The 21,984-nt window shown below is 69.1% G+C and carries 18 protein-coding genes; 16 read left to right on the top strand and 2 right to left on the bottom strand.

The features are described from left to right. Positions 1-29: 29 nt before the first annotated feature. The 3 genes from B7438_RS07135 (at position 30) to B7438_RS07125 (ending at position 2,499) form a co-directional block, all read left to right on the top strand. Positions 30-1,199, top strand: coding sequence for a sorbosone dehydrogenase family protein (locus B7438_RS07135; protein ID WP_085368851.1), 1,170 nt, complete (start codon positions 30-32; stop codon positions 1,197-1,199). An 82-nt stretch (positions 1,200-1,281) separates the two neighbouring features. Next, a complete protein-coding gene (locus B7438_RS07130) occupies positions 1,282-1,878 on the top strand; it encodes a hypothetical protein (RefSeq protein ID WP_247597136.1) in 597 nt (198 codons plus the stop codon). A gap of 90 nt (positions 1,879-1,968) precedes the next feature. Further along, entirely contained in the window at positions 1,969-2,499 is a 531-nt protein-coding gene (locus B7438_RS07125) for a SprT-like domain-containing protein (protein ID WP_085368850.1), read from the top strand. On the opposite strand, the gene B7438_RS07120 is transcribed toward B7438_RS07125, so the two are convergent. Next, positions 2,496-3,137 (bottom strand): GNAT family N-acetyltransferase, encoded by a 642-nt coding sequence (locus tag B7438_RS07120; protein ID WP_085368849.1) that lies wholly within the window; start codon positions 3,135-3,137, stop codon positions 2,496-2,498. The genes B7438_RS07125 and B7438_RS07120 overlap by 4 nt on opposite strands. 47 nt (positions 3,138-3,184) lie before the next feature. On the opposite strand from B7438_RS07120, the gene B7438_RS07115 reads away from it, so the two are divergent. Genes B7438_RS07115 through B7438_RS07100 form a run of 4 tightly spaced genes read left to right on the top strand, consistent with a single transcriptional unit; the run spans position 3,185 to position 6,127 of the window. Next, a complete protein-coding gene (locus B7438_RS07115; RefSeq protein WP_256921901.1) occupies positions 3,185-3,811 on the top strand; it encodes a CGNR zinc finger domain-containing protein in 627 nt (208 codons plus the stop codon). Positions 3,812-3,864: 53 nt separating this feature from the next. Continuing rightward, a complete protein-coding gene (locus tag B7438_RS07110) occupies positions 3,865-4,614 on the top strand; it encodes a LamB/YcsF family protein (RefSeq protein ID WP_373270191.1) in 750 nt (249 codons plus the stop codon). Beyond that, positions 4,611-5,228 carry a 5-oxoprolinase subunit PxpB gene (gene pxpB / locus B7438_RS07105; RefSeq protein WP_085368935.1) on the top strand — a complete coding sequence of 206 codons (618 nt, stop codon included), beginning with the start codon at positions 4,611-4,613 and terminating at the stop codon, positions 5,226-5,228. The genes B7438_RS07110 and pxpB overlap by 4 nt, the downstream gene beginning before the upstream one ends. Then, on the top strand, positions 5,225-6,127 hold the full coding sequence (locus B7438_RS07100) for a biotin-dependent carboxyltransferase family protein (RefSeq protein ID WP_085368847.1): 903 nt from the start codon (positions 5,225-5,227) through the stop codon (positions 6,125-6,127). Before pxpB ends, B7438_RS07100 begins: the two co-directional genes overlap by 4 nt. A 9-nt stretch (positions 6,128-6,136) precedes the next feature. On the opposite strand, the gene B7438_RS07095 is transcribed toward B7438_RS07100, so the two are convergent. Next, entirely contained in the window at positions 6,137-7,051 is a 915-nt protein-coding gene (locus B7438_RS07095) for a fused MFS/spermidine synthase (protein WP_085368934.1), read from the bottom strand. A gap of 95 nt (positions 7,052-7,146) precedes the next feature. Between B7438_RS07095 and B7438_RS07090 the strand changes: the two genes are divergently transcribed. From B7438_RS07090 to B7438_RS07050, 9 genes are all read left to right on the top strand, one after another. Continuing rightward, positions 7,147-7,701, top strand: coding sequence for a hypothetical protein (locus tag B7438_RS07090; protein WP_085368846.1), 555 nt, complete (start codon positions 7,147-7,149; stop codon positions 7,699-7,701). Next, entirely contained in the window at positions 7,698-8,846 is a 1,149-nt protein-coding gene (locus B7438_RS07085; protein WP_085368845.1) for a sensor histidine kinase, read from the top strand. Before B7438_RS07090 ends, B7438_RS07085 begins: the two co-directional genes overlap by 4 nt. Continuing rightward, entirely contained in the window at positions 8,843-9,496 is a 654-nt protein-coding gene (locus tag B7438_RS07080; RefSeq protein ID WP_085368844.1) for a response regulator transcription factor, read from the top strand. The genes B7438_RS07085 and B7438_RS07080 overlap by 4 nt, the downstream gene beginning before the upstream one ends. Before the next feature lie 22 nt (positions 9,497-9,518). Beyond that, on the top strand, positions 9,519-10,544 hold the full coding sequence (locus B7438_RS07075; protein ID WP_256921900.1) for an aldehyde reductase: 1,026 nt from the start codon (positions 9,519-9,521) through the stop codon (positions 10,542-10,544). Between the two features lie 298 nt (positions 10,545-10,842). Continuing rightward, a complete protein-coding gene (rpoB, locus tag B7438_RS07070; protein ID WP_085368842.1) occupies positions 10,843-14,340 on the top strand; it encodes a DNA-directed RNA polymerase subunit beta in 3,498 nt (1,165 codons plus the stop codon). Positions 14,341-14,384: 44 nt separating this feature from the next. Continuing rightward, positions 14,385-18,260 carry a DNA-directed RNA polymerase subunit beta' gene (locus B7438_RS07065; protein WP_085368841.1) on the top strand — a complete coding sequence of 1,292 codons (3,876 nt, stop codon included), beginning with the start codon at positions 14,385-14,387 and terminating at the stop codon, positions 18,258-18,260. 102 nt (positions 18,261-18,362) lie between these two features. Next, the gene (locus B7438_RS07060; protein WP_085368840.1) at positions 18,363-18,593 is read left to right on the top strand and encodes a hypothetical protein; all 231 of its coding nucleotides are present in this window, start codon (positions 18,363-18,365) and stop codon (positions 18,591-18,593) included. Between the two features lie 166 nt (positions 18,594-18,759). Beyond that, the gene (locus tag B7438_RS07055; protein WP_085368839.1) at positions 18,760-20,430 is read left to right on the top strand and encodes a GspE/PulE family protein; all 1,671 of its coding nucleotides are present in this window, start codon (positions 18,760-18,762) and stop codon (positions 20,428-20,430) included. A gap of 8 nt (positions 20,431-20,438) precedes the next feature. Next, the gene (locus B7438_RS07050) at positions 20,439-21,980 is read left to right on the top strand and encodes a type IV pilus twitching motility protein PilT (protein WP_306293887.1); all 1,542 of its coding nucleotides are present in this window, start codon (positions 20,439-20,441) and stop codon (positions 21,978-21,980) included. The last annotated feature ends 4 nt before the right edge of the window (positions 21,981-21,984 follow it).

Genomic DNA, 21,984 nt, shown 5'->3' with positions numbered 1-21,984 from the left:
GTCCGCGCGTTCGGGAGGGAGGCGGAGCGATGAACAGACTCACCGTGACGCTGCTCGCAGCCGGGCTGGCCGTCGCGACGGCGCTCACCGGCTGCACCGCCCCTGCCCCCGTTCCTCCGCCGTCCACCACCCGGACACCTGAGCCTCGCCCGTCGCCGACGCGGAGCATCCCGGCGGTCGCCGCGATCCCGTGGGAGCCGTCCGGCGAGACCGTGGATCTCGAAAAGGGGCTGGTCGCTCCGTGGTCCGTCGTCCCGCTGCGCAGCGGCTCGGTGCTGATCAGCGAACGCGACAGCGGCACCGTGCTCGAACGCCTGCCGCAGGGCGGGACGCGCACGATCGGCACCGTCGCCGGAGTCGTGCACTCCGGAGAGGGCGGACTGCTCGGCCTGGCCGTGCAGGACGAGGAGGCGCCGAAGTTCCTCTACGCATACGAGACGACGGCCGACGACAACCGTGTCGTGCGGATGCCCGTCACCGGCGTGCCGGGAAGCTACGCGCTCGGCACGCAGGAGAACGTCGTCACGGGCATCCCGAAGGCGTCCAACCACGACGGCGGGCGGATCGGGTTCGGACCGGACGGGATGCTCTACATCACCGCCGGCGACGCCTCGAACCCCGCGAACGCGCAGAACGTCGCCTCCCTCGGCGGCAAGATCCTGCGGGTCACGCCGGAGGGCGGGGTGCCGGGCGACAACCCGTTCCCCGGTTCGCCGGTCTGGTCGTACGGGCACCGCAACCCGCAGGGCATCGCCTGGGATTCGCGGGGGACGATGTGGGCGAGCGAGTTCGGGCAGAACACCTGGGACGAGCTGAACATCATCACGCCGGGGTCGAACTACGGCTGGCCGAACGTCGAGGGCATCGGCGGAGATCCGAAGTACACGGATCCCGTCTTCCAGTGGCCGACGGACGTGGCGAGTCCCAGCGGTCTGGCCGTCGTGGGCGACACCCTCTTCCTGGCCGGGCTCGGCGGGCAGCGCCTCTGGACCATCTGGACGACGGACGGCCACGCTCCCGTCACCGTGAAGCCGTTCTTCGACGGCACCTTCGGGCGGCTGCGGGATGCGGTGGCGCACGGCGACACGCTGTGGCTGCTGACGAACAACACCGACGGCAGGGGAGACCCGCGTCCCGGCGACGACAGGCTCGTGCAGGTCACACTCGTCCCCGCGCAATCGGTGAAGCACCCCGGCTGATCCGCCTCTCGGGTTAGTCTGGGATGGTTACACGACCTGGAGCAGAACCCTGAGCATCATCCTCGGCTACGACCCGACCACTTTGCGCGAGCGCGTCGACCTGCGCGCGGCCGGCCTGAGGCTCGACGAACTCGGCGGCCTGCGCAGTCTCAGCGCGCTCAACGAGAAGACCGTGCTGCTCCGTCTGCTCGGCAGGCTGGACGAGGCCATGCAAGTCGGCAACGAGGCCGTGCGCCAGGCCAGGTTCACCGGCGACAGGGAGCAGCTGCTCGGCGCCAGGGTGCGCAGGGCGCAGGTGCTGCAGTTCCAGGGCAAGCTCGACGAGGCGATCACCGAGCTGACGGGATGCGTCGACGAGGCCCACGCGCACGAGTGGACGGCCCTCGAAGCCTTCGCAACGCAGAACCGCGGCAAGGCCTACTTCGACGCCGAGGAGTACGACAACGCGCTCGCCGACGTGACCGCCGCCGTGTTCCTGCGGGAGAAGCTGGGGGCGTCTCCGGCCGACATCGAGAGCTCGCTGATCGCGGTCGCCGTGGTCAAGTCGTTCGCCGACGCCAACCGCGGTGCGCGCGACGAAGCGGCCGCCGCGGCCTCCGAGCGCCGGGGCCCGGATGCGGCCAACCGCGCGCCCGAGCCGCCGGAGTCGTCCGCTCCGTCGTCCGACCGCGCACGCTGACGCCGCCCTGGAACGACCGCGGGGAACGCGCGTAGGATTCTGATATGAGTTGTCCGGCTGTCGTGCGCATCCCCCTCTCGGTGGGCGCTGATGGCTGATCTCGAGCGGGTCAGGCGCTGGGCGAACGCGCTGATCGCTCTGCATCTCGACCCCGCCGTGTGGACGTTCGACTTCGACAACGCGAAGACCAGGGCCGGGCTCTGCAACTACACGGCCAAGCGCATCACGGTCTCCCGCTATCTGGCGGCGCGGTACGACGACGACGAGATCCACCAGATCCTCCTGCACGAGGTCGCGCACGCCCTTGCCGGCTCTCGCGCCGGTCACGGCCCGCGCTGGCGCTCCACCGCGATCGACCTCGGTTACGAGGGCAAACGCCTGCACGGCGGCGCCATCGCCGACGACCTCGCGCCGTGGGTCGGCACCTGCCCGCGCGGCCACACGCACTACCGATACCGCAAGCCGGCCAGAGCGCTCGCCTGCGGAGCGTGCTCGCGCCGCTTCGACGCGGCGAACCTCATCTCGTGGCAGCACAGAGACGTCTCCCCTGCACAGCGCAGGATGGCCGCGTCGGCCGCGAGCGAGCAGGGGATGAGCAGCGAGCTGCCCGGGCGCGCTTAGCGGTCGGTGCCGGTGCCGGTAGCTGTGCCTGTGCCCGCTCCCGCGAGCCGCGCATCCAGTCCGGCCCGCACCTCCGGCCATTCCTCGCGCAGGATCGAGAATACGGCGGTGTCCCGCCAGGTCCCGTCCGCGCGACGCTGCATGTGGCGCAGGATCCCCTCCGGCGTCGCGCCGAGGCGTGCGATCGCCGCCCGCGAGCGCGTGTTGAGCACGTCGGCCTGCAGTTTGACCCGCTCGAAGCCGTTGTCGAAGGCGGCGCCGAGCAGGAGACGCTTGGTCTCGGCGTTGACGAGGGTGCCCCAGACCTCCGGGGCGTACGCGGTCCAGCCGATGTGAGCCGATTCGTTCACGAGGTCGAAGTCGCCGAGCGTGGTTGTCCCGACCACCCGGTCGCCGTCCTGGCGCAGGCAGACGACGGTCACGTTGCCTGCGCCCCACTGCAGGTAGTTCGAGATGAACTCGTGCCACTCCTCGTAGGTGTCCCGGTATGCGGCAGGGCCGCCTCCCCAGCCTCCGGCGAACACCTCTGGATGCCCGATGGCGTCGAAGAGGTCCGGCAGGTCTTCGCGCGTCAGCGGGCGGAGGCGCACGATGCTGCCGTCGATGGTGTGCGTGGGGTCGGGGCGGGTGGCGGCCATCCGCTCAGTATCGCATCCGGGGTACAGTAACCGACTATATTGGTTACATGGCGATCGAAGCGATACTCACCGGCGGCACGGGGCAGTGGATGGATTCCTCCGACGGCCAGCACTTCTGGTTCGACTCCGGATCGCTCGCGCTCGACTTCTCGTACACCGGCGGACTCGACCGGGACGGCGGCGAATGGCAGACAGTCCATGATGCCAAAGAACTGAACGACTGGCTGACCACCCGCTTCCCCGAGGTCGCTCCGACGGCGGGCGACCGGGAGTTCCGGGATGCGTCGGCGCTCGGCTCCGCGATCGGCCGCCTCGCCAGGCAGCAGAGCGGCGGAGCGGCGCTCGGCCCCGACGACGTCGACGTGGTCAACCTCTTCGCGGCGACCCCGGACATCCCTCCCGTGCTGGCGGGCGGCGGCCGTCAGGCGGGCAGGACGAACGCGCGGCCGCACCAGGCGCTCAGCACCATCGCCCGGGATGCGGTCCGGCTGTTCTCCGCGGAGGCGGACGGCCGCATCCGGGAGTGCTCCGCCGACGACTGCGACCTCGTCTACCTCGACACCTCGCGCTCCGGCAACCGCCGCTGGTGCTCGATGCAGCGTTGCGGCAACCGCGCCAAGGTCCGCGCCCACCGCGCCCGCGCCGCCGCCTCCACCCCGCCCGCCTCCGCCTGACCTCGATGGCTGCGCGAGCGACCACCCGGCACAATGGAGGGGTGGAACGTTCGATCGACCTCAACAGCGACCTCGGCGAGTCGTTCGGCGCCTGGCGGATGGGCGACGACGCCGCCATGCTGCGACTGGTGTCGAGCGCCAACGTGGCGTGCGGGTTCCACGCGGGTGACGCATCCACGATGCTGGCCACCTGCCGCCTCGCCGCCGAGCAGGGCGTCGCCGTCGGCGCGCACGTCTCCTACCGGGACCTCGCCGGGTTCGGCCGCCGCAGCATGGAGGTGGAGCCGGGCACCCTGCGCGACGAGACGCTCTACCAGCTCGCCGCGCTGAGCGGCATCGCCCGTGTCGCCGGAACCCGCGTCTCGTACGTGAAGCCGCACGGCGCCCTCTACAACCGCATCGTCACCGACCGGGAGCAGGCACGCGCGGTCGCGAGCGCCGTCGCCGCCTTCGACCCGTCCCTCCCGATCCTCGGTCTCGCCGGCTCCGCCATCGCGGAGGCGGCACGGGATGCCGGACTCCGCTTCGTCAACGAGGCGTTCGTCGACCGCGCCTACCGCGCCGACGGCACCCTGGTGCCGCGCACCGAGCCGGGCGCCGTCCTCTCCGGAGATGCCGCCATCGCGGAGCGCGCCGTGCGCCTCGCGCTCGACGGCCGGGTCATCGCCGCCGACGGCACGGACATCGAGGTGCGCGTCGACTCGCTCTGCGTCCACGGCGATACCCCGGGCGCCGTCGCGATGGCGGCCGCCGTGCGGGCGGCGCTCGCCGACGCCGGCGTGCGCGTGGAGGCGTGGCGATGACCGTGCGCGTCCTCCCGAACGGCGACAGCGCCCTGCTGGCCGAGCTCGACGACCTGGATGCGGTGCTCGCCCTCTACGGCACGCTCGAGCGCACCCGCCCGGCCGGTGTCGTCGAACTGGTGCCGGCCGCGCGCACGATCGGCGTCGCCGTCGATCCGGCCGTGCTGCCGCTGAGCGTCGCGGCGAACTGGCTGGCGCACGCCGTCCCCGACCAACAGGCCACAGGAGACCGGAGCGCCGTCGAGCTTCCCGTGCGGTACGACGGCGACGACCTGGCCGAGGTCGCCGCCCTGCTCGGGATGAGCCCCGCCGAGGTCGTCGCGCTGCACACCGGCTCCACCTGGCGGGTCGCGTTCTGCGGCTTCGCGCCCGGTTTCGGCTATCTGGTCACCGACCACGACCGCCTCGTGGTGCCCCGCCGTGCGACCCCGCGCACAGCGGTCCCCGCCGGCGCCGTCGGCCTGGCCGGCGAGTTCAGCGGCGTGTACCCGCGGTCGAGTCCCGGCGGCTGGCAGCTGATCGGCAGCACCGCCGCGACCGTCTGGGATGCGGCCTCCGAGACTCCGGCGCTCCTCTCGCCCGGCACGGTCGTCCGGTTCGTGGAGGCGCCGTGAGCATCGTCGTCATCGAGCCGGGTCCGCTCACCGTCGTCCAGGACAGAGGACGGCCTGGGCTCTCGCACCTCGGCGTCAGCCCGTCCGGCGCGCTCGACAGGGCAGCGCTGTCCCTCGGCAACCGCCTGCTCGGCAACGACGCTGGATGCGCGGGCCTGGAGATCCTGTTCGGCGGCTTCACCGCACGGTTCGACGCACCGTCCTGGTTCGCGGTGACCGGCGCAGCCGGGCCGATCACGCTCGACGGCGTGCCGGTCGATCCGCACCTCGCGCAGCACGCGGAAGCCGGTGCCGTGCTGCGGATCGCCCCGCCGGCGGTCGGCGCGCGCAGCTATCTCGCCGTGCGCGGAGGCGTCATCGCCGAGCCCGTGCTCGGGTCGCGCTCCACTGACCTGCTCTCGGCTCTCGGGCCGGCGCCCGTCCTGGCGGGGGAGGTGCTGCCGGTGGGCGAGCATCCGCGGGCCGAGGTGCCCCTGCTCGATTTCGTGCCCGTTGCGGAGCCTGCGGCGGGCGTGGTGGAGGTGCGCGCCCATCCCGGTCCCCGCGCCGACTGGTTCACGGCGGAGGCCATCGACGCGTTCTACACCGCGGAGTGGCGGCTGAGCGCGGCGAGCAACCGGGTCGGCGCGCGGCTCGACCCTCCGCGTCGCCCGGCGCACGCCGCCGGGGTCGATGCGCATCCCGTGCCGCTGCTGGAACGGTCGAACCCCGCGGAGCTGCCGAGCGAGCCGATGGTCGCAGGCTCCGTGCAGGTCTCACCGGACGGCAGGCCGACCGTGCTGCTCGCCGACCATCCCGTCACGGGCGGCTATCCGGTGATCGCCGTCGTCGCCGACACCTCGCTCGACGCCTTCGCGCAGCTGCGGCCCGGCCAGGCCGTCACCTTCCGGCACGCTTGACGCCCGCGACTAGTCTCTGCGCGTCCCCGTCTGGAAGATGCTGCGCGCAGGGGGAGGGGACGGCACACTCGTCGCGTCCGTGACGATCGGCGCCTTCCCGGCGAACGTCTTCAGCTCGGCCCCGGCCACCGCCTTGGCCGGATGCGGCCCGCTCGCCAGCAGGCGCGGCAGCCAGTCGAGCGGCAGGGAGGCATTCGAGCCCACCAGCACGACGTTGCCGAACCGCCGCCCCTTGAGCACCTGCGTCTCGGCCAGCGCAGCGACGTTCTCCACCACGGCGCCGAGCGTCGCGATCTGGCTGCGGGCGAACGACAGCGGGGGACCGTCGGCGACGTTCACCAGCACGATCCCGTCCGGGGCGAGCAGGGAGACGGCCGAGCGGTAGAACTCCACACTCGTCACGTGTGCGGGCGTGCGGGCGCCGCTGAAGATGTCGATGACCAGCAGGTCGACGGAACCGCGCAGCCCGGCGGGCAGCTTGCCGACCACCTCGCGGGCGTCCCCGTGCCGGATGCGCACCTGCGCATAGCGGGGGAGGGGTAGGTTCTCGCGCACCAGGTCGACGAGGTTGCTCTCCAGCTCCACCACCTGCTGGCGGGAACCCGGCCTGGTGTGCGCGATGTAGCGCGGCAGCGTCAGCGCCCCGGCGCCCAGGTGCACGGCGGTGATCGGCTCGCCAGGATCGCCGATGAGGTCGATGACGTTCCCCATCCGCTGCACGTACTCGAAGAACAGCTGGGAGGGGTCGTCGAGGTTCACGTGCGACTGGGGCGTGCCGTCGACCACGAGCTGGTACGAACCCGGCACGAACCTGTCCGGTTCGATCGTCGCGAGGTAACCGCTCTCCTTGAGCACGACGGACGGGTTCTCTGGCACGGCATCCACCCTAGTCGCGCCCGCCGCCCGCCTGATCTCCACCCGCATCTCCACCCACGGGCGGTGCCGGATGCGCGGCCCGCGCAGCACGCTGGAACAGTGCCGGGAACCTCCCGGCGCCACACGCTCACGAAAGGCCGGTCATGACCATCCAAATGCTCGGAAACGCTCTTCTCATCGTCGCGGCGATCGGCTGGATCGGCTTCCGGCAGATGACCTGGCGGCCCGTCTCGCTCGGCCGCATGTGGCGGGGTCCCGCGATCTTCGGCATCATCGGCCTCGTCCTCATCGCGCAGACCACCAAGCCCGCCGCGCTCACCGCCCTCGACATCGGTGTCCTCGTCGTCGAGCTCGCGATCTCGCTCGGCATCGGAGCGTGGATGGGGGCGATCGCCCACTTCCGGCTGCTGCCGGAGCCGATCGACATCGGCAAGGACCGCAGGGACGTAGCGACCTACGAGTCGCGCACGGGTGCGTGGGGGCTCGCGCTCTGGGTGCTCGTGATCGTCGTTCGCGTCGGCATCGACGTGCTGGCCGGGATGGCCGGATCGCACCTGGCGGCATCCACCGGCGTCATCCTGCTCATGCTCGCGGCCAACCGGGCGGCGCGCACCGCGGTGTTCGCCCAGCGGCTCGGCCGCCACGCTGCGGCCACCGTCAACGCCGCGGACCCGAATCGCAGCATGATGGGATCGTGAACCCGCCCAGACAGCAGAGCCCGCTGGCCTTCGCGCTGAACCTCGTCGGCGCGCTGGCCATCGGGTTCTCGCTGATCGTGTCGCACTCGGCGGAGCGGCCGGTCTGGGTGCTGGTCCTCGCTCTGATCGCGGACGCCGCCTGGGTGGCACGCGGCGCCATCGCGCTCGCGGGCGTCCGCGCCGGGGAGACGGCGCTTCTGGTCGTCGCCGCCGTTGCCGGCGGACTCGTCGCAGCACCGTCCGACGGGCTCTCCGTCGTCCCGGCCGCCATCGCCGTGCTCGCCACGGTCGGCGCTCCGCGTCGGCCGGTGCTGGAGGGATTCGGTCTGGCCGTGGTGACGCTGGCGCTCGTCGCCGCCGGCGCCGTGCCGTTCGGAACGGGCGTCGGCGCTGTGCTCGCCATGATGGGCGGCGTGGTGCTCGCGGTGTTCGCCGGGCTCAGCCGCCGTCAGTTCCGCCAGTCGGAGGAGCAGGCGGCGCTGCTGCAGGAGCGCGAACGCGAGATGCGCGAGGAGGCGGCCCGCGTCGCCATCGCCCGTGACCTGCACGACGTGCTCGCGCACAGCCTCGGCGGGCTGGTCATCCAGCTGGATGCGGTCGAGGCCCTCCTCGAAGCGGGGGACACCGCGGCCGCGACAGCCAGGGTGACCGACGCGCGAGCGCTCGCCGCGAGCGGGCTGAGCGAGGCCAGGCGCGCGGTCGCCGCGCTGCGCGATCCAGCGGGGAGCGGCGCATCCGGGATGGTCGTCGAGCCAGCGGCCTTCGCAGCGGCGGTCGACGACCTGCTCGCCGCCCACCGCTCCCTCGGCGGCGTGGTCGACCTCACCACCCACGGCGAGCTGGCCGAGCTCACCGCCGCCCAGGGCGCCGCACTGCAGCGCGCCCTGCAGGAATCGCTGAGCAACGCGCGCAAGCACGCGCAGGGCGAGCCGGTGCGCGCCGACATCGACTGGCAGAGTGGTCGCGTGCGCCTCACCGTCTCCAACCCGCTCTCCGACGACGTCGGCGAACTCGCCGCGACCGGAGGAGGGCACGGCCTCGACGGGATGCGCGAACGCGTCGCCGCCCTCCCGCTCGGTGGTGCTGCGACGGCCGGCGTCGTCGGCGACCGCTTCACCGTGACTGTGGAGGCGAGGCTGTCATGACCGACGAACCCCGGATCCGCGTCGTCGTCGCGGACGATCAGGCCATCATCCGCGACGGCCTCGTCACCGTGCTCGGCCTGCTGCCGGACATCGAGGTGGTCGGCGCTGCGGAGGACGGGGAGCGTGCGGTCGCGCTCGCCGTGGCCGAGCATCCGGATGTGGTGCTGATGGACCTGCGCATGCCCGGTGTCGACGGGGTCGCCGCCACGGAGCGGATCGTGCGCGACGCACCGGGAACGGCGATCCTGGTGCTCACCACGTACGCCGACGACGAGTCGATCCTCGGCGCCCTGCGCGCTGGAGCCCGCGGCTACCTCACCAAGGACGCGGGCCGCGCGGAGCTCGCGGCCGCCGTGCGGGCCGTCGCCCGCGGCCAGTCGACGTTCGCGCCCGAGGTCGGCGCGCTGCTCGTCAACAGCCTGACCGGCAGCGCAGCGCCGGCGCCGGTACCATCGCTCTCCGCCCGCTTCCCGACACTGACGAAACGGGAGGTGGATGTGCTCGCCCTCGTCGCAGACGGCCTCAGCAACGGCGAGATCGCCTCCACGCTGTTCGTCAGCGTCGCCACGGTGAAGACGCACATCAACGCGATCTTCGCCAAGCTGGCAGTTCGCGACCGCGCTCAAGTCATCGCCCTCGTCCGTTCCTAGATTCTGGGGGAGGATGGGCCGCATGACACAACGAGTGCTCGTCACCGGAGGCTCCGGCTTCGTCGGCGCCACCTGCGTGCTGCAGGCGCTGCAGGCCGGATACGAGGTGCGCACGACCATCCGCACGCCGGCCCGTGCCGCCGACGTCCGCTCGCAACTGGTCGCGGGCGGCCTGGAGGATGCGGGAGGCGACAGGCTGACCTTCGCCGTCGCCGACCTCACCGCCGACGCCGGCTGGGCGGAGGCCGTCGCGGGCTGCGACGTCGTGCTGCACGTTGCCTCTCCCTTCCCCGCGACGCAGCCAAAAGACGAGAACGAGCTCATCGTCCCCGCCCGCGACGGCGCCCTCCGCGTGCTGCGTGCCGCACGGGATGCCGGCGTGCAGCGGGTCGTGCTCACCTCTTCGTTCGCCGCGATCGGCTACGGCCACCCGCCGACGGACCGCCCGTTCACCGAGGACGACTGGACCGACCTCGACAGCGGCGTCCCCGTGAGCGCGTACGTGAAGTCCAAGACGCTCGCCGAGCGCGCCGCCTGGGATTTCGTCCAGCGCGAGGGAGGGGCGCTCGAACTGGCGACCGTCAACCCGGTCGGCATCCTCGGTCCCGTGCTCGGCCACGACTACTCCAGCTCGGTCCAGCTGATCAAGGCTGTTCGGGATGGGCGGCTCCCTCGCCTGCCGAACGTCAGCTTCGGCATCGTCGACGTGCGCGACGTCGCGGCGCTGCACCTGCTCGCGATGACCAGGCAGGAGGCGGCCGGTCAGCGCTTCCTCGCCATCTCCGGCGACGTGATGAGCGCCCAGGAGGTCGCCCTGCTCATCCGGGGCCACCTCGGAGAAGGGGGAGCCCGCATCACGACCAAGACGATGCCGGACTGGGTACTGAAGGCGCTCGCGCCGTTCAGCCGCACCGTGCGGGGGTCGCTCCCGGACGTCGGCGTGGTGCGCCGGGCGTCCGCTGCGAAGGCGGAACGGGTGCTCGGCTGGTCTCCGCGGTCGCGCGAAGAGGCGATTCTGGCGACGGTCGACTCGCTTCCGACGGGCTGAATCCGCGTCGTTCTGCGGAAATATCGGAGAGCCTTCGCGGGTTATACCGCAAGGATGCGCGTCGGGTCAAGAAAAGAGTGGACACGGCGCGTCCATTTGACATATAGTTGTCTTTTGCGCTCCCAGACAAACATCTGCCTTCATATTGCGGTCGGCCTTGCTTATCTTCCGTGCGCGCCTGGGCCTGGTTCACAGGTCAGATGGGCGCCAGCACGATCCCCTGGGAGTTCTCGTCCATACAGTACACACACTGACAGACAGTAACTGAGGCCCGACGGGGCCCACGGAGGTTATTTCCTTGGCTGCTGCGCGCAACGCAACCAACACTGACAAGACACCCAAGAACGGACGAAACGCATCTCGTCTCTCGTTCGCAAAGATCACTGACACCCTCACCGTTCCGGATCTGCTCGCACTGCAGACCGAGAGCTTCGACTGGCTGGTCGGAAACGACGCGTGGAAGGCTCGCGTCGCCGAAGCCCAGGAGCAGGGTCGACAGGATCTGCCGAGCAACACCGGTCTCGAGGAGATCTTCGAGGAGATCTCTCCCATCGAAGACCTCGGTGAGACGATGCAGCTCTCCTTCACCAACCCCTTCCTCGAAGAGAAGAAGTACTCGATCGACGAGTGCAAGGAGAAGGGCAAGACCTACTCCGCTCCTCTCTACGTCGAAGCCGAGTTCATGAATCACCTCACCGGTGAGATCAAGACGCAGACCGTCTTCATGGGCGACTTCCCCCTGATGACCGAGAAGGGCACCTTCGTCATCAACGGCACCGAGCGTGTCGTCGTGTCGCAGCTCGTCCGCAGCCCCGGCGTCTACTTCGAGCGCACGCCCGAGAAGACGTCCGACAAGGACATCTACTCGGCACGCGTCATCCCGAGCCGTGGTGCATGGCTCGAGTTCGAGATCGACAAGCGCGACCAGGTCGGTGTCCGCATCGACCGCAAGCGCAAGCAGTCGGTCACGGTGTTCCTCAAGGCCCTCGGCCTCACCTCCGAGGAGATCCTCTCGGAGTTCGCCGGGTACCAGTCGATCGAGCTCACGCTCGAGAAGGACGCCATCCTCACCAAGGAGGAGGCGCTCAAGGACATCTACCGCAAGCTGCGTCCGGGCGAGCAGGTCGCTGCCGAGGCTGCGCGTGCGCTCCTCGACAACTTCTACTTCAACCCGAAGCGCTACGACCTCGCGAAGGTCGGCCGTTACAAGATCAACCGCAAGCTCGGGCTCGACGCCCCGCTGAGCGACTCCGTGCTGACCGTCCAGGACATCCTGGCCACGATCAAGTACCTCGTCGCGCTGCACGACGGCCGCACCACCTTCAACGGCGTCCGCAACGGTGAGCCGGTCGAGATCCGTCTCGACGTCGACGACATCGACCACTTCGGCAACCGTCGCATCCGCGCCGTCGGCGAGCTCATCCAGAACCAGGTCCGCACGGGTCTGTCCCGCATGGAGCGCGTCGTCCGCGAGCGCATGACCACGCAGGACATCGAGGCCATCACGCCGCAGACCCTGATCAACGTGCGCCCCGTCGTCGCCGCGATCAAGGAGTTCTTCGGAACGAGCCAGCTGTCGCAGTTCATGGACCAGAACAACCCGCTCGCGGGTCTGACCCACAAGCGCCGCCTCTCGGCCCTCGGCCCCGGTGGTCTGAGCCGCGAGCGCGCCGGCGTCGAGGTCCGTGACGTCCACCCGTCGCACTACGGCCGCATGTGCCCGATCGAGACCCCGGAAGGCCCGAACATCGGCCTGATCGGTTCGCTCGCATCGTTCGCGCGGATCAACTCGTTCGGTTTCATCGAGACGCCGTACCGCAAGGTCGTCGGCGGCAAGGTCACCGACCAGATCGACTACCTCACGGCGAGCGAGGAGGACGACTACATCGTCGCCCAGGCCAACGCTCCGCTGACCGCTGACAGCCACTTCGCGGAAGACCGCGTCCTGGCACGTCAGAAGGGTGGAGAGGTCGACCTGATCCCCGCAGACGAGATCGGCTACATGGATGTGTCGCCGCGCCAGATGGTCTCTGTCGCGACCTCGCTCATCCCGTTCCTCGAGCACGACGACGCGAACCGCGCCCTCATGGGTGCGAACATGCAGCGTCAGGCTGTGCCGCTCGTCCGTTCGGAGAGCCCGCTCGTCGGAACCGGTATGGAGGGCTACGCGGCCATCGACGCCGGTGACGTGCTCATCAACGACAAGGCCGGAGTCGTGTCGGAGGTGTCGGCTGACGCCGTCACCATCCAGCTCGACGAGGGCGGCACGAAGACCTACTACCTGCGCAAGTTCGACCGCTCCAACCAGGGCACGTCGTACAACCACCGCGTCATCGTCTCCGAGGGCGACAGGATCGAAGCAGGCGAGGTCATCGCCGACGGTCCCGCCACCGAGAACGGTGAGCTGGCGCTCGGCAAGAACCTGCTCGTCGCGTTCATGCCGTGGGAGGGTCACAACTACGAGGACGCGATCATCCTCAGCCAGAACCTGGTGAAGGACGACACCCTCTCCTCGATCCACATCGAGGAGTACGAGGTCGACGCCCGCGACACCAAGCTGGGCAAGGAAGAGATCACCCGCGACCTGCCGAACGTCAGCCCGGACCTCCTGGCCGACCTCGACGAGCGCGGCATCATCCGCATCGGCGCCGAGGTTCGCCCCGGCGACATCCTGGTCGGCAAGGTCACGCCGAAGGGCGAGACCGAGCTCTCGGCCGAGGAGCGTCTGCTCCGCGCGATCTTCAACGAGAAGAGCCGCGAGGTGCGCGACACCTCGCTCAAGGTTCCCCACGGTGAAGAGGGCACGATCATCGGTGTCAAGGTCTTCGACTCGCAGGACGGCGACGACGAGCTCGGCTCCGGCGTCAACCAGCGTGTCGTGGTCTACATCGCCCAGAAGCGCAAGATCACCGCTGGTGACAAGCTCGCCGGCCGTCACGGCAACAAGGGTGTCATCTCCAAGATCCTGCCGGTCGAGGACATGCCGTTCCTCGCGGACGGAACCCCGGTCGACGTCATCCTCAACCCGCTGGGTGTCCCGGGTCGAATGAACTTCGGTCAGGTCCTCGAGATCCACCTCGGCTGGATCGCGAAGAACGGCTGGGAGGTCAAGGGCAAGCCGAAGTGGGCTGCAGAGCTCCCTGAGGCTGCGTTCTCCGCCGCCCCGAACACCAAGGTCGCCACCCCGGTGTTCGACGGTGCCAAGGAGGAGGAGATCGCCGGTCTGCTCGACTCGACCACCGTCACCCGTGACGGCGACCGGCTCATCGGCGGCTCCGGCAAGACCCAGCTGTTCGACGGCCGCTCCGGCGAGCCGTACCCTGACCCCGTTTCGGTCGGCTACATGTACATCCTGAAGCTGCACCACCTGGTCGACGACAAGATCCACGCGCGTTCGACCGGACCGTACTCGATGATCACCCAGCAGCCGCTCGGTGGTAAGGCGCAGTTCGGTGGACAGCGATTCGGTGAGATGGAGGTGTGGGCGCTCGAGGCATACGGTGCCGCGTACGCCCTGCAGGAGCTCCTGACCATCAAGTCGGATGACATCCTCGGTCGCGTCAAGGTCTACGAGGCAATCGTCAAGGGCGAGAACATCCAGGAGCCGGGCATCCCGGAGTCCTTCAAGGTCCTCATCAAGGAGATGCAGTCGCTGTGCCTGAACGTCGAGGTGCTCTCGGCCGACGGCCAGCAGGTCAGCCTGCGCGACGCGGACGACGAAGCGTTCCGCGCTGCGGAAGAGCTCGGCATCAACATCTCCTCGCGCTTCGAGTCGTCGTCGATCGACGAGATCTAAGCCGCCAGACCTACTGACACACTTTTTCCAGGAAAGAAGGAAAATTGATCGACGCAACAACGTTCGATGAACTGCGTATCGGCCTGGCCACTGCTGACGACATCCGTCGTTGGTCGTACGGCGAGGTCAAGAAGCCCGAGACCATCAACTACCGCACGCTGAAGCCCGAGAAGGACGGCCTCTTCGGAGAGCAGATCTTCGGGCCGAGCCGTGACTGGGAGTGCTCGTGCGGTAAGTACAAGCGCGTGCGCTTCAAGGGCATCGTCTGTGAGCGCTGTGGCGTGGAGGTCACCAAGTCCTCCGTCCGCCGCGAGCGCATGGGCCACATCGAGCTCGCTGCTCCCGTGACCCACATCTGGTACTTCAAGGGTGTTCCCTCGCGCCTCGGCTACCTGCTCGACATGGCGCCGAAGGACCTCGAGAAGGTCATCTACTTCGCCGCATACATGGTGATCGAGGTCGACGAAGAGGGCCGTCACGCCGACATGCCCGGCCTTGAGAACGAGCTCCGTCTCGAGATCAAGACCCTGTCCGACCAGCGCGACAGCCGCATCGCGGACCGTCTGCAGCGCCTGGAGACCGACCTCGCCGCACTGGAGGAGGAAGGCGCCAAGGCCGACCAGAAGCGTCGCGTCAAGGACACGGCCGAGAAGGAAATGGGCCAGATCCGCAAGTCCTACGACGAGGACATCGCCCGTCTCGAGCGCGTGTGGGAGTCCTTCCGCACCCTCAAGGTCGGCGACCTCAAGCCGGAGGACGCGGACTTCAACGAGCTGGTCGACCGCTTCGGGCTGTACTTCGAGGCGTACATGGGAGCCGAGGCGATCAAGCGTCGCCTGCTCGCGTTCGACCTGGCCGCTGAGGCCGAGCTGCTCCGCGACCAGATCGCGAACGGCAAGGGACAGAAGAAGATCCGCGCGATCAAGCGTCTGCGCGTCGTCTCCTCGTTCCTCGCCACGGGCAACTCGCCTGCTGCGATGGTCCTGGATGTCGTCCCGGTCATCCCGCCGGAGCTGCGCCCCATGGTGCAGCTCGACGGTGGCCGCTTCGCGACCAGCGACCTGAACGACCTGTACCGCCGCGTGATCAACCGCAACAACCGTCTGCGTCGTCTGCTCGACCTCGGGGCTCCCGAGATCATCGTGAACAACGAGAAGCGGATGCTGCAGGAGGCCGTCGACGCCCTGTTCGACAACGGCCGCCGCGGTCGTCCCGTCACCGGCACCGGCAACCGTGCCCTCAAGTCCCTCAGCGACATGCTGAAGGGCAAGCAGGGTCGTTTCCGTCAGAACCTGCTCGGAAAGCGCGTCGACTACTCCGGCCGTTCGGTCATCATCGTCGGCCCGCAACTCAAGCTGCACCAGTGTGGTCTGCCCAAGCAGATGGCGCTGGAGCTGTTCAAGCCGTTCGTGATCAAGCGCCTGATCGACCTGAGCCACGCTCAGAACATCAAGGCGGCCAAGCGCATGGTCGAGCGTTCGCGTCCGCAGGTCTGGGACGTGCTCGAGGAGATCATCCGCGAGCGCCCCGTGCTGCTGAACCGTGCACCCACCCTGCACCGTCTCGGCATCCAGGCGTTCGAGCCTCAGCTCGTCGAGGGCAAGGCCATCCAGCTGCACCCGCTCGTGTGTGCCGCGTTCAACGCGGACTTCGACGGCGACCAGATGGCTGTCCACCTGCCGCTGTCGGTCGAGGCTCAGGCCGAGGCGCGCATCCTGATGCTCGCGTCGAACAACATCCTGAAGCCGTCGGACGGCCGTCCGGTCACCCTGCCCTCGCAGGACATGATCATCGGTCTGCACCACCTCACCACCGTGCGCGAAGGCGCCGAGGGCGAGGGGCGCGCGTTCTCGTCGGTCTCCGAGGCGATCCTCGCCAAGGACCAGGGTTCGCTGCACCTCAACGCCAAGGTCAAGATCCGTCTCGAGGACTACGTGCCCTCCGACGCGAACGAGACCGGCACCGAGGGTGTCACCGCCATCGTCGAGACGACCCTCGGCCGCGCCCTCTTCAACGAGGCGCTGCCGGCGGACTACCCGTTCGTCGACGAGGTCGCTGACAAGGGCGTGATCTCCTCGATCGTCAACGCCCTCGCGGAGCGCTACCCGAAGGTGGAGGTCGCAGCAGCACTGGACCGCATCAAGGACGCCGGTTTCTACTGGGCCACCCGGTCCGGTGTGACGGTGTCGCTGAGCGACATCCTGACGCCGCCGAACAAGCCGCAGATCGTCGCCGGCTACGAGAAGAAGGCCGCCAAGGTCACTGCCGAGTTCGAGAAGGGTCTCACGACCGACCTCGAGCGTCGTCAGGAACTGGTGAAGATCTGGACCGAAGCGACCAACGAGGTCGCAGAGGCCATGCGCGCCAACTTCCCGGCGGACAACACCATCAACCGCATGGTCACCTCCGGTGCCCGTGGTAACTGGCTGCAGGTGCGCAACATCGCCGGTATGCGTGGTCTGGTGAACAACCCGAAGGGTGAGATCATCCCCCGTCCGATCATTTCCTCGTACCGCGAGGGTCTGTCGGTGGCGGAGTACTTCATCGCGACGCACGGTGCCCGTAAGGGTCTGGCCGACACGGCTCTCCGTACGGCAGACTCGGGCTACCTGACGCGTCGTCTGGTGGACGTGTCGCAGGACGTCATCATCCGTGAGGACGACTGTGGCACGACCAAGGGTCTCGACCTTCCGATCGCCGAGGCCGGCGCCGACGGCGTGCTGGTGCGCGACGCGAACGTGGAGAACTCGGTGTTCGCCCGTACCCTCGCCGCCGACGCTGTCTCGCCGGAGGGTACCGTCGTGGCGAAGGCCGGTGACGACGTCGGAGACGTCCTCATCAACAAGCTGGTCGCCGCCGGTGTCACCGACATCAAGGTGCGCTCCGTGCTCACCTGTGAGTCGGCCGTCGGTGTGTGTGCAGCCTGCTACGGCCGCTCGCTCGCGACCGGAAAGCTCGTCGACATCGGAGAGGCCGTCGGCATCATCGCGGCCCAGTCGATCGGTGAGCCGGGAACCCAGCTGACCATGCGTACGTTCCACACCGGTGGTTCCGCATCCGCTGACGACATCACGCAGGGTCTTCCCCGCGTGCAGGAGCTGTTCGAGGCTCGTACCCCGAAGGGTGCGTCCCCGATCGCCGAGGCAGCAGGACGCATCACCATCGAGGACACGGAGCGCAGCCGCAAGGTCATCCTGACCCCGGACAACGGCGACGAGCCGCACGTCTACCCGGTGCTCAAGCGTTCGACCCTCCTCGTCGAGGACGGCCAGCACGTCGAGCTCGGAACGCAGATCATCGTCGGCGCCGTCGACCCGAAGGAAGTTCTTCGCGTCAAGGGTGTCCGTGAGGTGCAGAAGCACCTCGTCGGTGGTGTGCAGGGCGTCTACCGCTCGCAGGGTGTTCCGATCCACGACAAGCACATCGAGGTCATCGTCCGCCAGATGCTGCGCAAGGTCACCGTCGTCGAGCACGGCGACACCGACCTGCTGCCCGGCGAGCTGGTCGACCGCTCGAAGTACAACGAGGTCAACCGCGCCACTCTCACCGAGGGCAAGAAGACCGCGTCGGCTCGCCAGGAGGTCATGGGTATCACCAAGGCTTCCCTCGCGACCGAGTCGTGGCTGTCGGCCGCGTCCTTCCAGGAGACCACCCGCGTCCTGACGCAGGCGGCCATGGAGGGCAAGTCCGACCCGCTGATCGGCCTCAAGGAGAACGTCATCATCGGAAAGCTGATCCCGGCCGGTACCGGCCTGGCTCGCTACCGCAACGTGACGGTCGAGGCCACGGAAGAGGCGAAGGCGGAGCGGTACCCCAACCGCATCTTCGCCGACGACTCGGCCTTCAGCGAGAACGACCTGAGCTTCGTCGACTTCGACAGCTTCAGCTCGGACGACTACACCCCCGGAACGTACAACTAAGCGATTCCGTACGACGGACGGCCCCCGGTGCTTCGGCACCGGGGGCCGTCCTCGTTTGCGGGGGTGGACGGCCGACCCAAAGGGATGCGCGACAATGGATGCATGTGGCGTCACCTCCTCGAATACACCGACTCGACCGGCCGCGCGATGGTCGGTGTCGCGGTGGCCCTGCTGGTCGTCGCCGTGGGGAGCTTCCTGGTCGGGATCGTGCAGGCCACGACCGGCCACGCCGCGAGCACGCTGCCGTTCTGGATCACCACGATGGGTTCCGCGGTCGTCGCGGGCGTCCTCGTCTACCTCGCTTCGCGGCGCGCGGACATCCGCCGCCGCTGAACTTCGTCTGACCCCCAGGTGTGTGGCACCTGTAGGTGGGAGTGGTGCGTGTGTGACACGCGCGAATAGTGTGACATCGCTTCACCCGAAGAAGTGATATTGCAGTACCGCCGCATCTGCCGAGACACCCGACCCGCCCCGGCATCGTCCTTGCGAGGAGGCTCCCGTGGCGTCGATGACGGAAATCCTGATCCTGCACGGCCATCTGCCGATCGAGTATCTCGACACGGTGACGAGCGAGCCGACAGCCGATGAGGCCGCTGTGCGCGACCTGCTCGCTCGCGGCGCCATCAGCGCGATGCAGCTGGCCCGCGCCCGCGCAGCCCAGTCCGGCCTCCCGTTCGTGGAGCTCGGCGACTACCCGGTGGACCGCACCGCGGTCTCGCTGGTGACCGGCGCGATCTGCCGCCGCCACTCCGTCCTGCCGATCGGCACCGCCGACGGCACGGTGATCCTCGCGATGGCCGATCCGGGCAACGTGTTCGCCATCGACGACGTGCGCGCCGCCGCCCGGATGAATGTCGCCCCCGCCGTCGCGGAGCTCGGCGACCTGCTCACCGCGATCGACAGGTACATCCGCGCGGACGACGAACTGAGCGACCTCACCACCACGCTCGAGGAGGAGTCGGCGACACCGGACGATTCGAGCCTCACCATCGCGGAGTCGAGCGACGACGACGCCCCCATCGTCCGGTTCGTGAACCTGCTGGTGAGCCAGGCCATCCAGGATCATGCCTCCGACATCCACATCGAGCCGGCGGAGCACGACGTGCGCGTGCGGTACAGGATCGACGGGGTGCTGCACGCCATGCAGAGCGCGCCCAAGAGCATCCAGAACGGTGTCATCTCGCGCCTCAAGATCATGAGCGACATCGACATCGCCGAGCGGCGCAAACCGCAGGACGGCCGCATGTCGGTCGTGCACGGCGGTCGCCAGATCGACTTGCGCGTCGCGACGCTGCCGACGGTGTGGGGCGAGAAGGTCGTCATGCGCATCCTGGACAACACCAACACCGGGATGACCCTGCGCGACCTCAATCTGCTGGAGCGCAACTTCGAGACGTACCGAGCCTCCTATTCGAAGCCCTACGGGATGATCCTGGTCACCGGCCCGACCGGCTCCGGCAAGTCGACGACGCTGTACACGACGCTCAACGCCGTCGCACGGCCGGAGATCAACGTCATCACAGTCGAGGACCCGGTGGAGTACCGGATGGCGGGCATCAACCAGGTGCAGGTGAACCCGAAGGCGGGGCTCACGTTCGCCAGCGCGCTCCGCAGCATCCTGCGCAGCGACCCGGATGTGGTCCTCCTCGGCGAGATCCGCGACCACGAGACGGCGCAGATCGCGATCGAGGCGTCGCTGACCGGCCACCTCGTGCTGTCGACCCTGCACACCAACGACGCCCCGAGCGCCGTCACCCGCCTCACCGAGATGGACATCGAGCCGTTCCTGGTGGGTTCCGCCCTGGACTGCGTGGTCGCCCAGCGTCTCGCGCGCAGGCTCTGCGACCGCTGCAAGCAGCCGGCCGTCTATTCGGTCGACGACCTGCAGCGGCTCCGGTTCCCGGTGTCCGCCGACCAGCAGCCGCCGCAGGTGTTCGTGCCCGTCGGCTGCCCCACCTGCTCGAACACGGGCTACCGGGGTCGCATCGCCGTGCACGAGGTGATGGCGGTGAGCGAGGAGATCGAGCGGCTCGCCGTCGGCCGGGCATCCAGCGCCGAGATCGGCCGGGCGGCACGGGAGCAGGGGATGCTCACCCTGCGCGAAGACGGCTGGGAGAAGGCCAGACTCGGCCTGACCTCGGTGGAAGAGATCCTGCGAGTGGTGGCCTAGGAGGGCTCATGGCATCGGATGCGAGCAACGACACGAGTTGGGGCGGCTTTCCCCCGCCGGAGCAGAAGCCGGTGTACGAGATCCCGGTGACCCCACCGGGCTCGACGGCCGGAGGCTGGGCGCCGGGGGATGGCACGCCGCTGCTGCCGCCGCCCGTATTGGCGCCGCCGGTCGCGCCGCCCGTCGCCGCGCCGGTCGTCGCCCCGCCGGTCGCCGTGCCGCTTCCCACCGTCCCGTTCCCCGTGGTCGACGACGCGTATCCGGTGCAGCGGCTCGTCCCGTCCGGGCGTCGCGCCGCCGACCCGCTCCCCGAGCCCGTGCTTCCCGTCGCCCTGCACCCGCACGAGCCGGAGCCGATCGACGAGACGCTCACCACCGTGGAGCGCGAAGCGCTCGAACGCGCGGACGCCGAGCTGGTTGCGGCGCTGCACGAGGTGGTCTACCAGGGCGCGTCCGACCTGCACGTCACCGTCGGGACGGCGCCGATGGTGCGCGTCGACGGCAGCCTGCGGCCGGCGGGCTCCGTGACCCCATGGAACCACGACCGCACCAGGGCGGCGCTCACCAGTCTCCTCACCGACCGGCAGCGCGAGGTCTTCGACCGGGAGCTCGAACTCGACTTCGCGTTCACCATCTCCGCCAACTCCCGTTTCCGCGTCAACGTCTACCAGCAGCGCGGCTCCGTCGGGGCCGCGTTCCGACTCATCCCGACCGAGATCAAGCAGCTGCACGAGCTCGGCGTCCCGGATGCCGTCGGCTCGTTCTCGCAGCTGCCGCGCGGTCTCGTGCTGGTCACCGGCCCGACGGGCTCCGGCAAGTCGACCACCCTCGCCGCCCTCATCGACCTGGTCAACACCACGCGCGCAGACCACATCGTGACGGTCGAGGACCCGATCGAGTTCATGCACACCCACAAGAAGTCGATCGTCAACCAGCGCGAGGTCGGGCACGACACCCACAGCTTCGGTGCGGCCCTCAAGCACGTCCTGCGCCAGGACCCCGACGTCATCCTGATCGGCGAGCTCCGCGACCTGGAGACCATCTCCGTCGCACTCACCGCCGCCGAGACCGGCCACCTGGTCTTCGCCACCCTGCACACCCAGGATGCACCGCAGACCATCGACCGCGTCATCGACGTGTTCCCTCCGCACCAGCAGGACCAGGTGCGCGCCCAGCTCGCCGCCACCCTGCAGGGCGTGGTCTGCCAGACCCTGGTGAAGCGGGCGAACGGCCGCGGCCGCGTGGTGGCCACCGAGATCCTGATGATGACCCCCGCCGTCGCCAACCTCATCCGCGAGGGCAAGACCTACCAGATCGCCTCGATGATGCAGGCGGGCCGCGACTCCGGGATGCGCACGATGGACCAGCACCTCGCGGACCTCGTCAACTCCGGCCAGATCACCCGCAAGGCGGCCATGGACAAGGCCCACGACGTGGAAGGCATCACCAGGCTCATCCAGCGCGCGGAGTCTCCGACAGACTCCTCGGCGATGGCCATCGCATCCAGCGGGCCGGACTTCGGCGACACATACTCAGGAACCGTGAGGTAGAGCC

Origin of the sequence: Leifsonia sp. NCR5 (assembly GCF_002105485.1) — a bacterium.
In the GTDB taxonomy this organism is placed as follows: Bacteria; Actinomycetota; Actinomycetes; order Actinomycetales; family Microbacteriaceae; genus Leifsonia.
The sequence above is the reverse complement of the archived record's forward strand: the minus strand, read 5'-3'. Positions and strand labels throughout refer to the sequence as shown.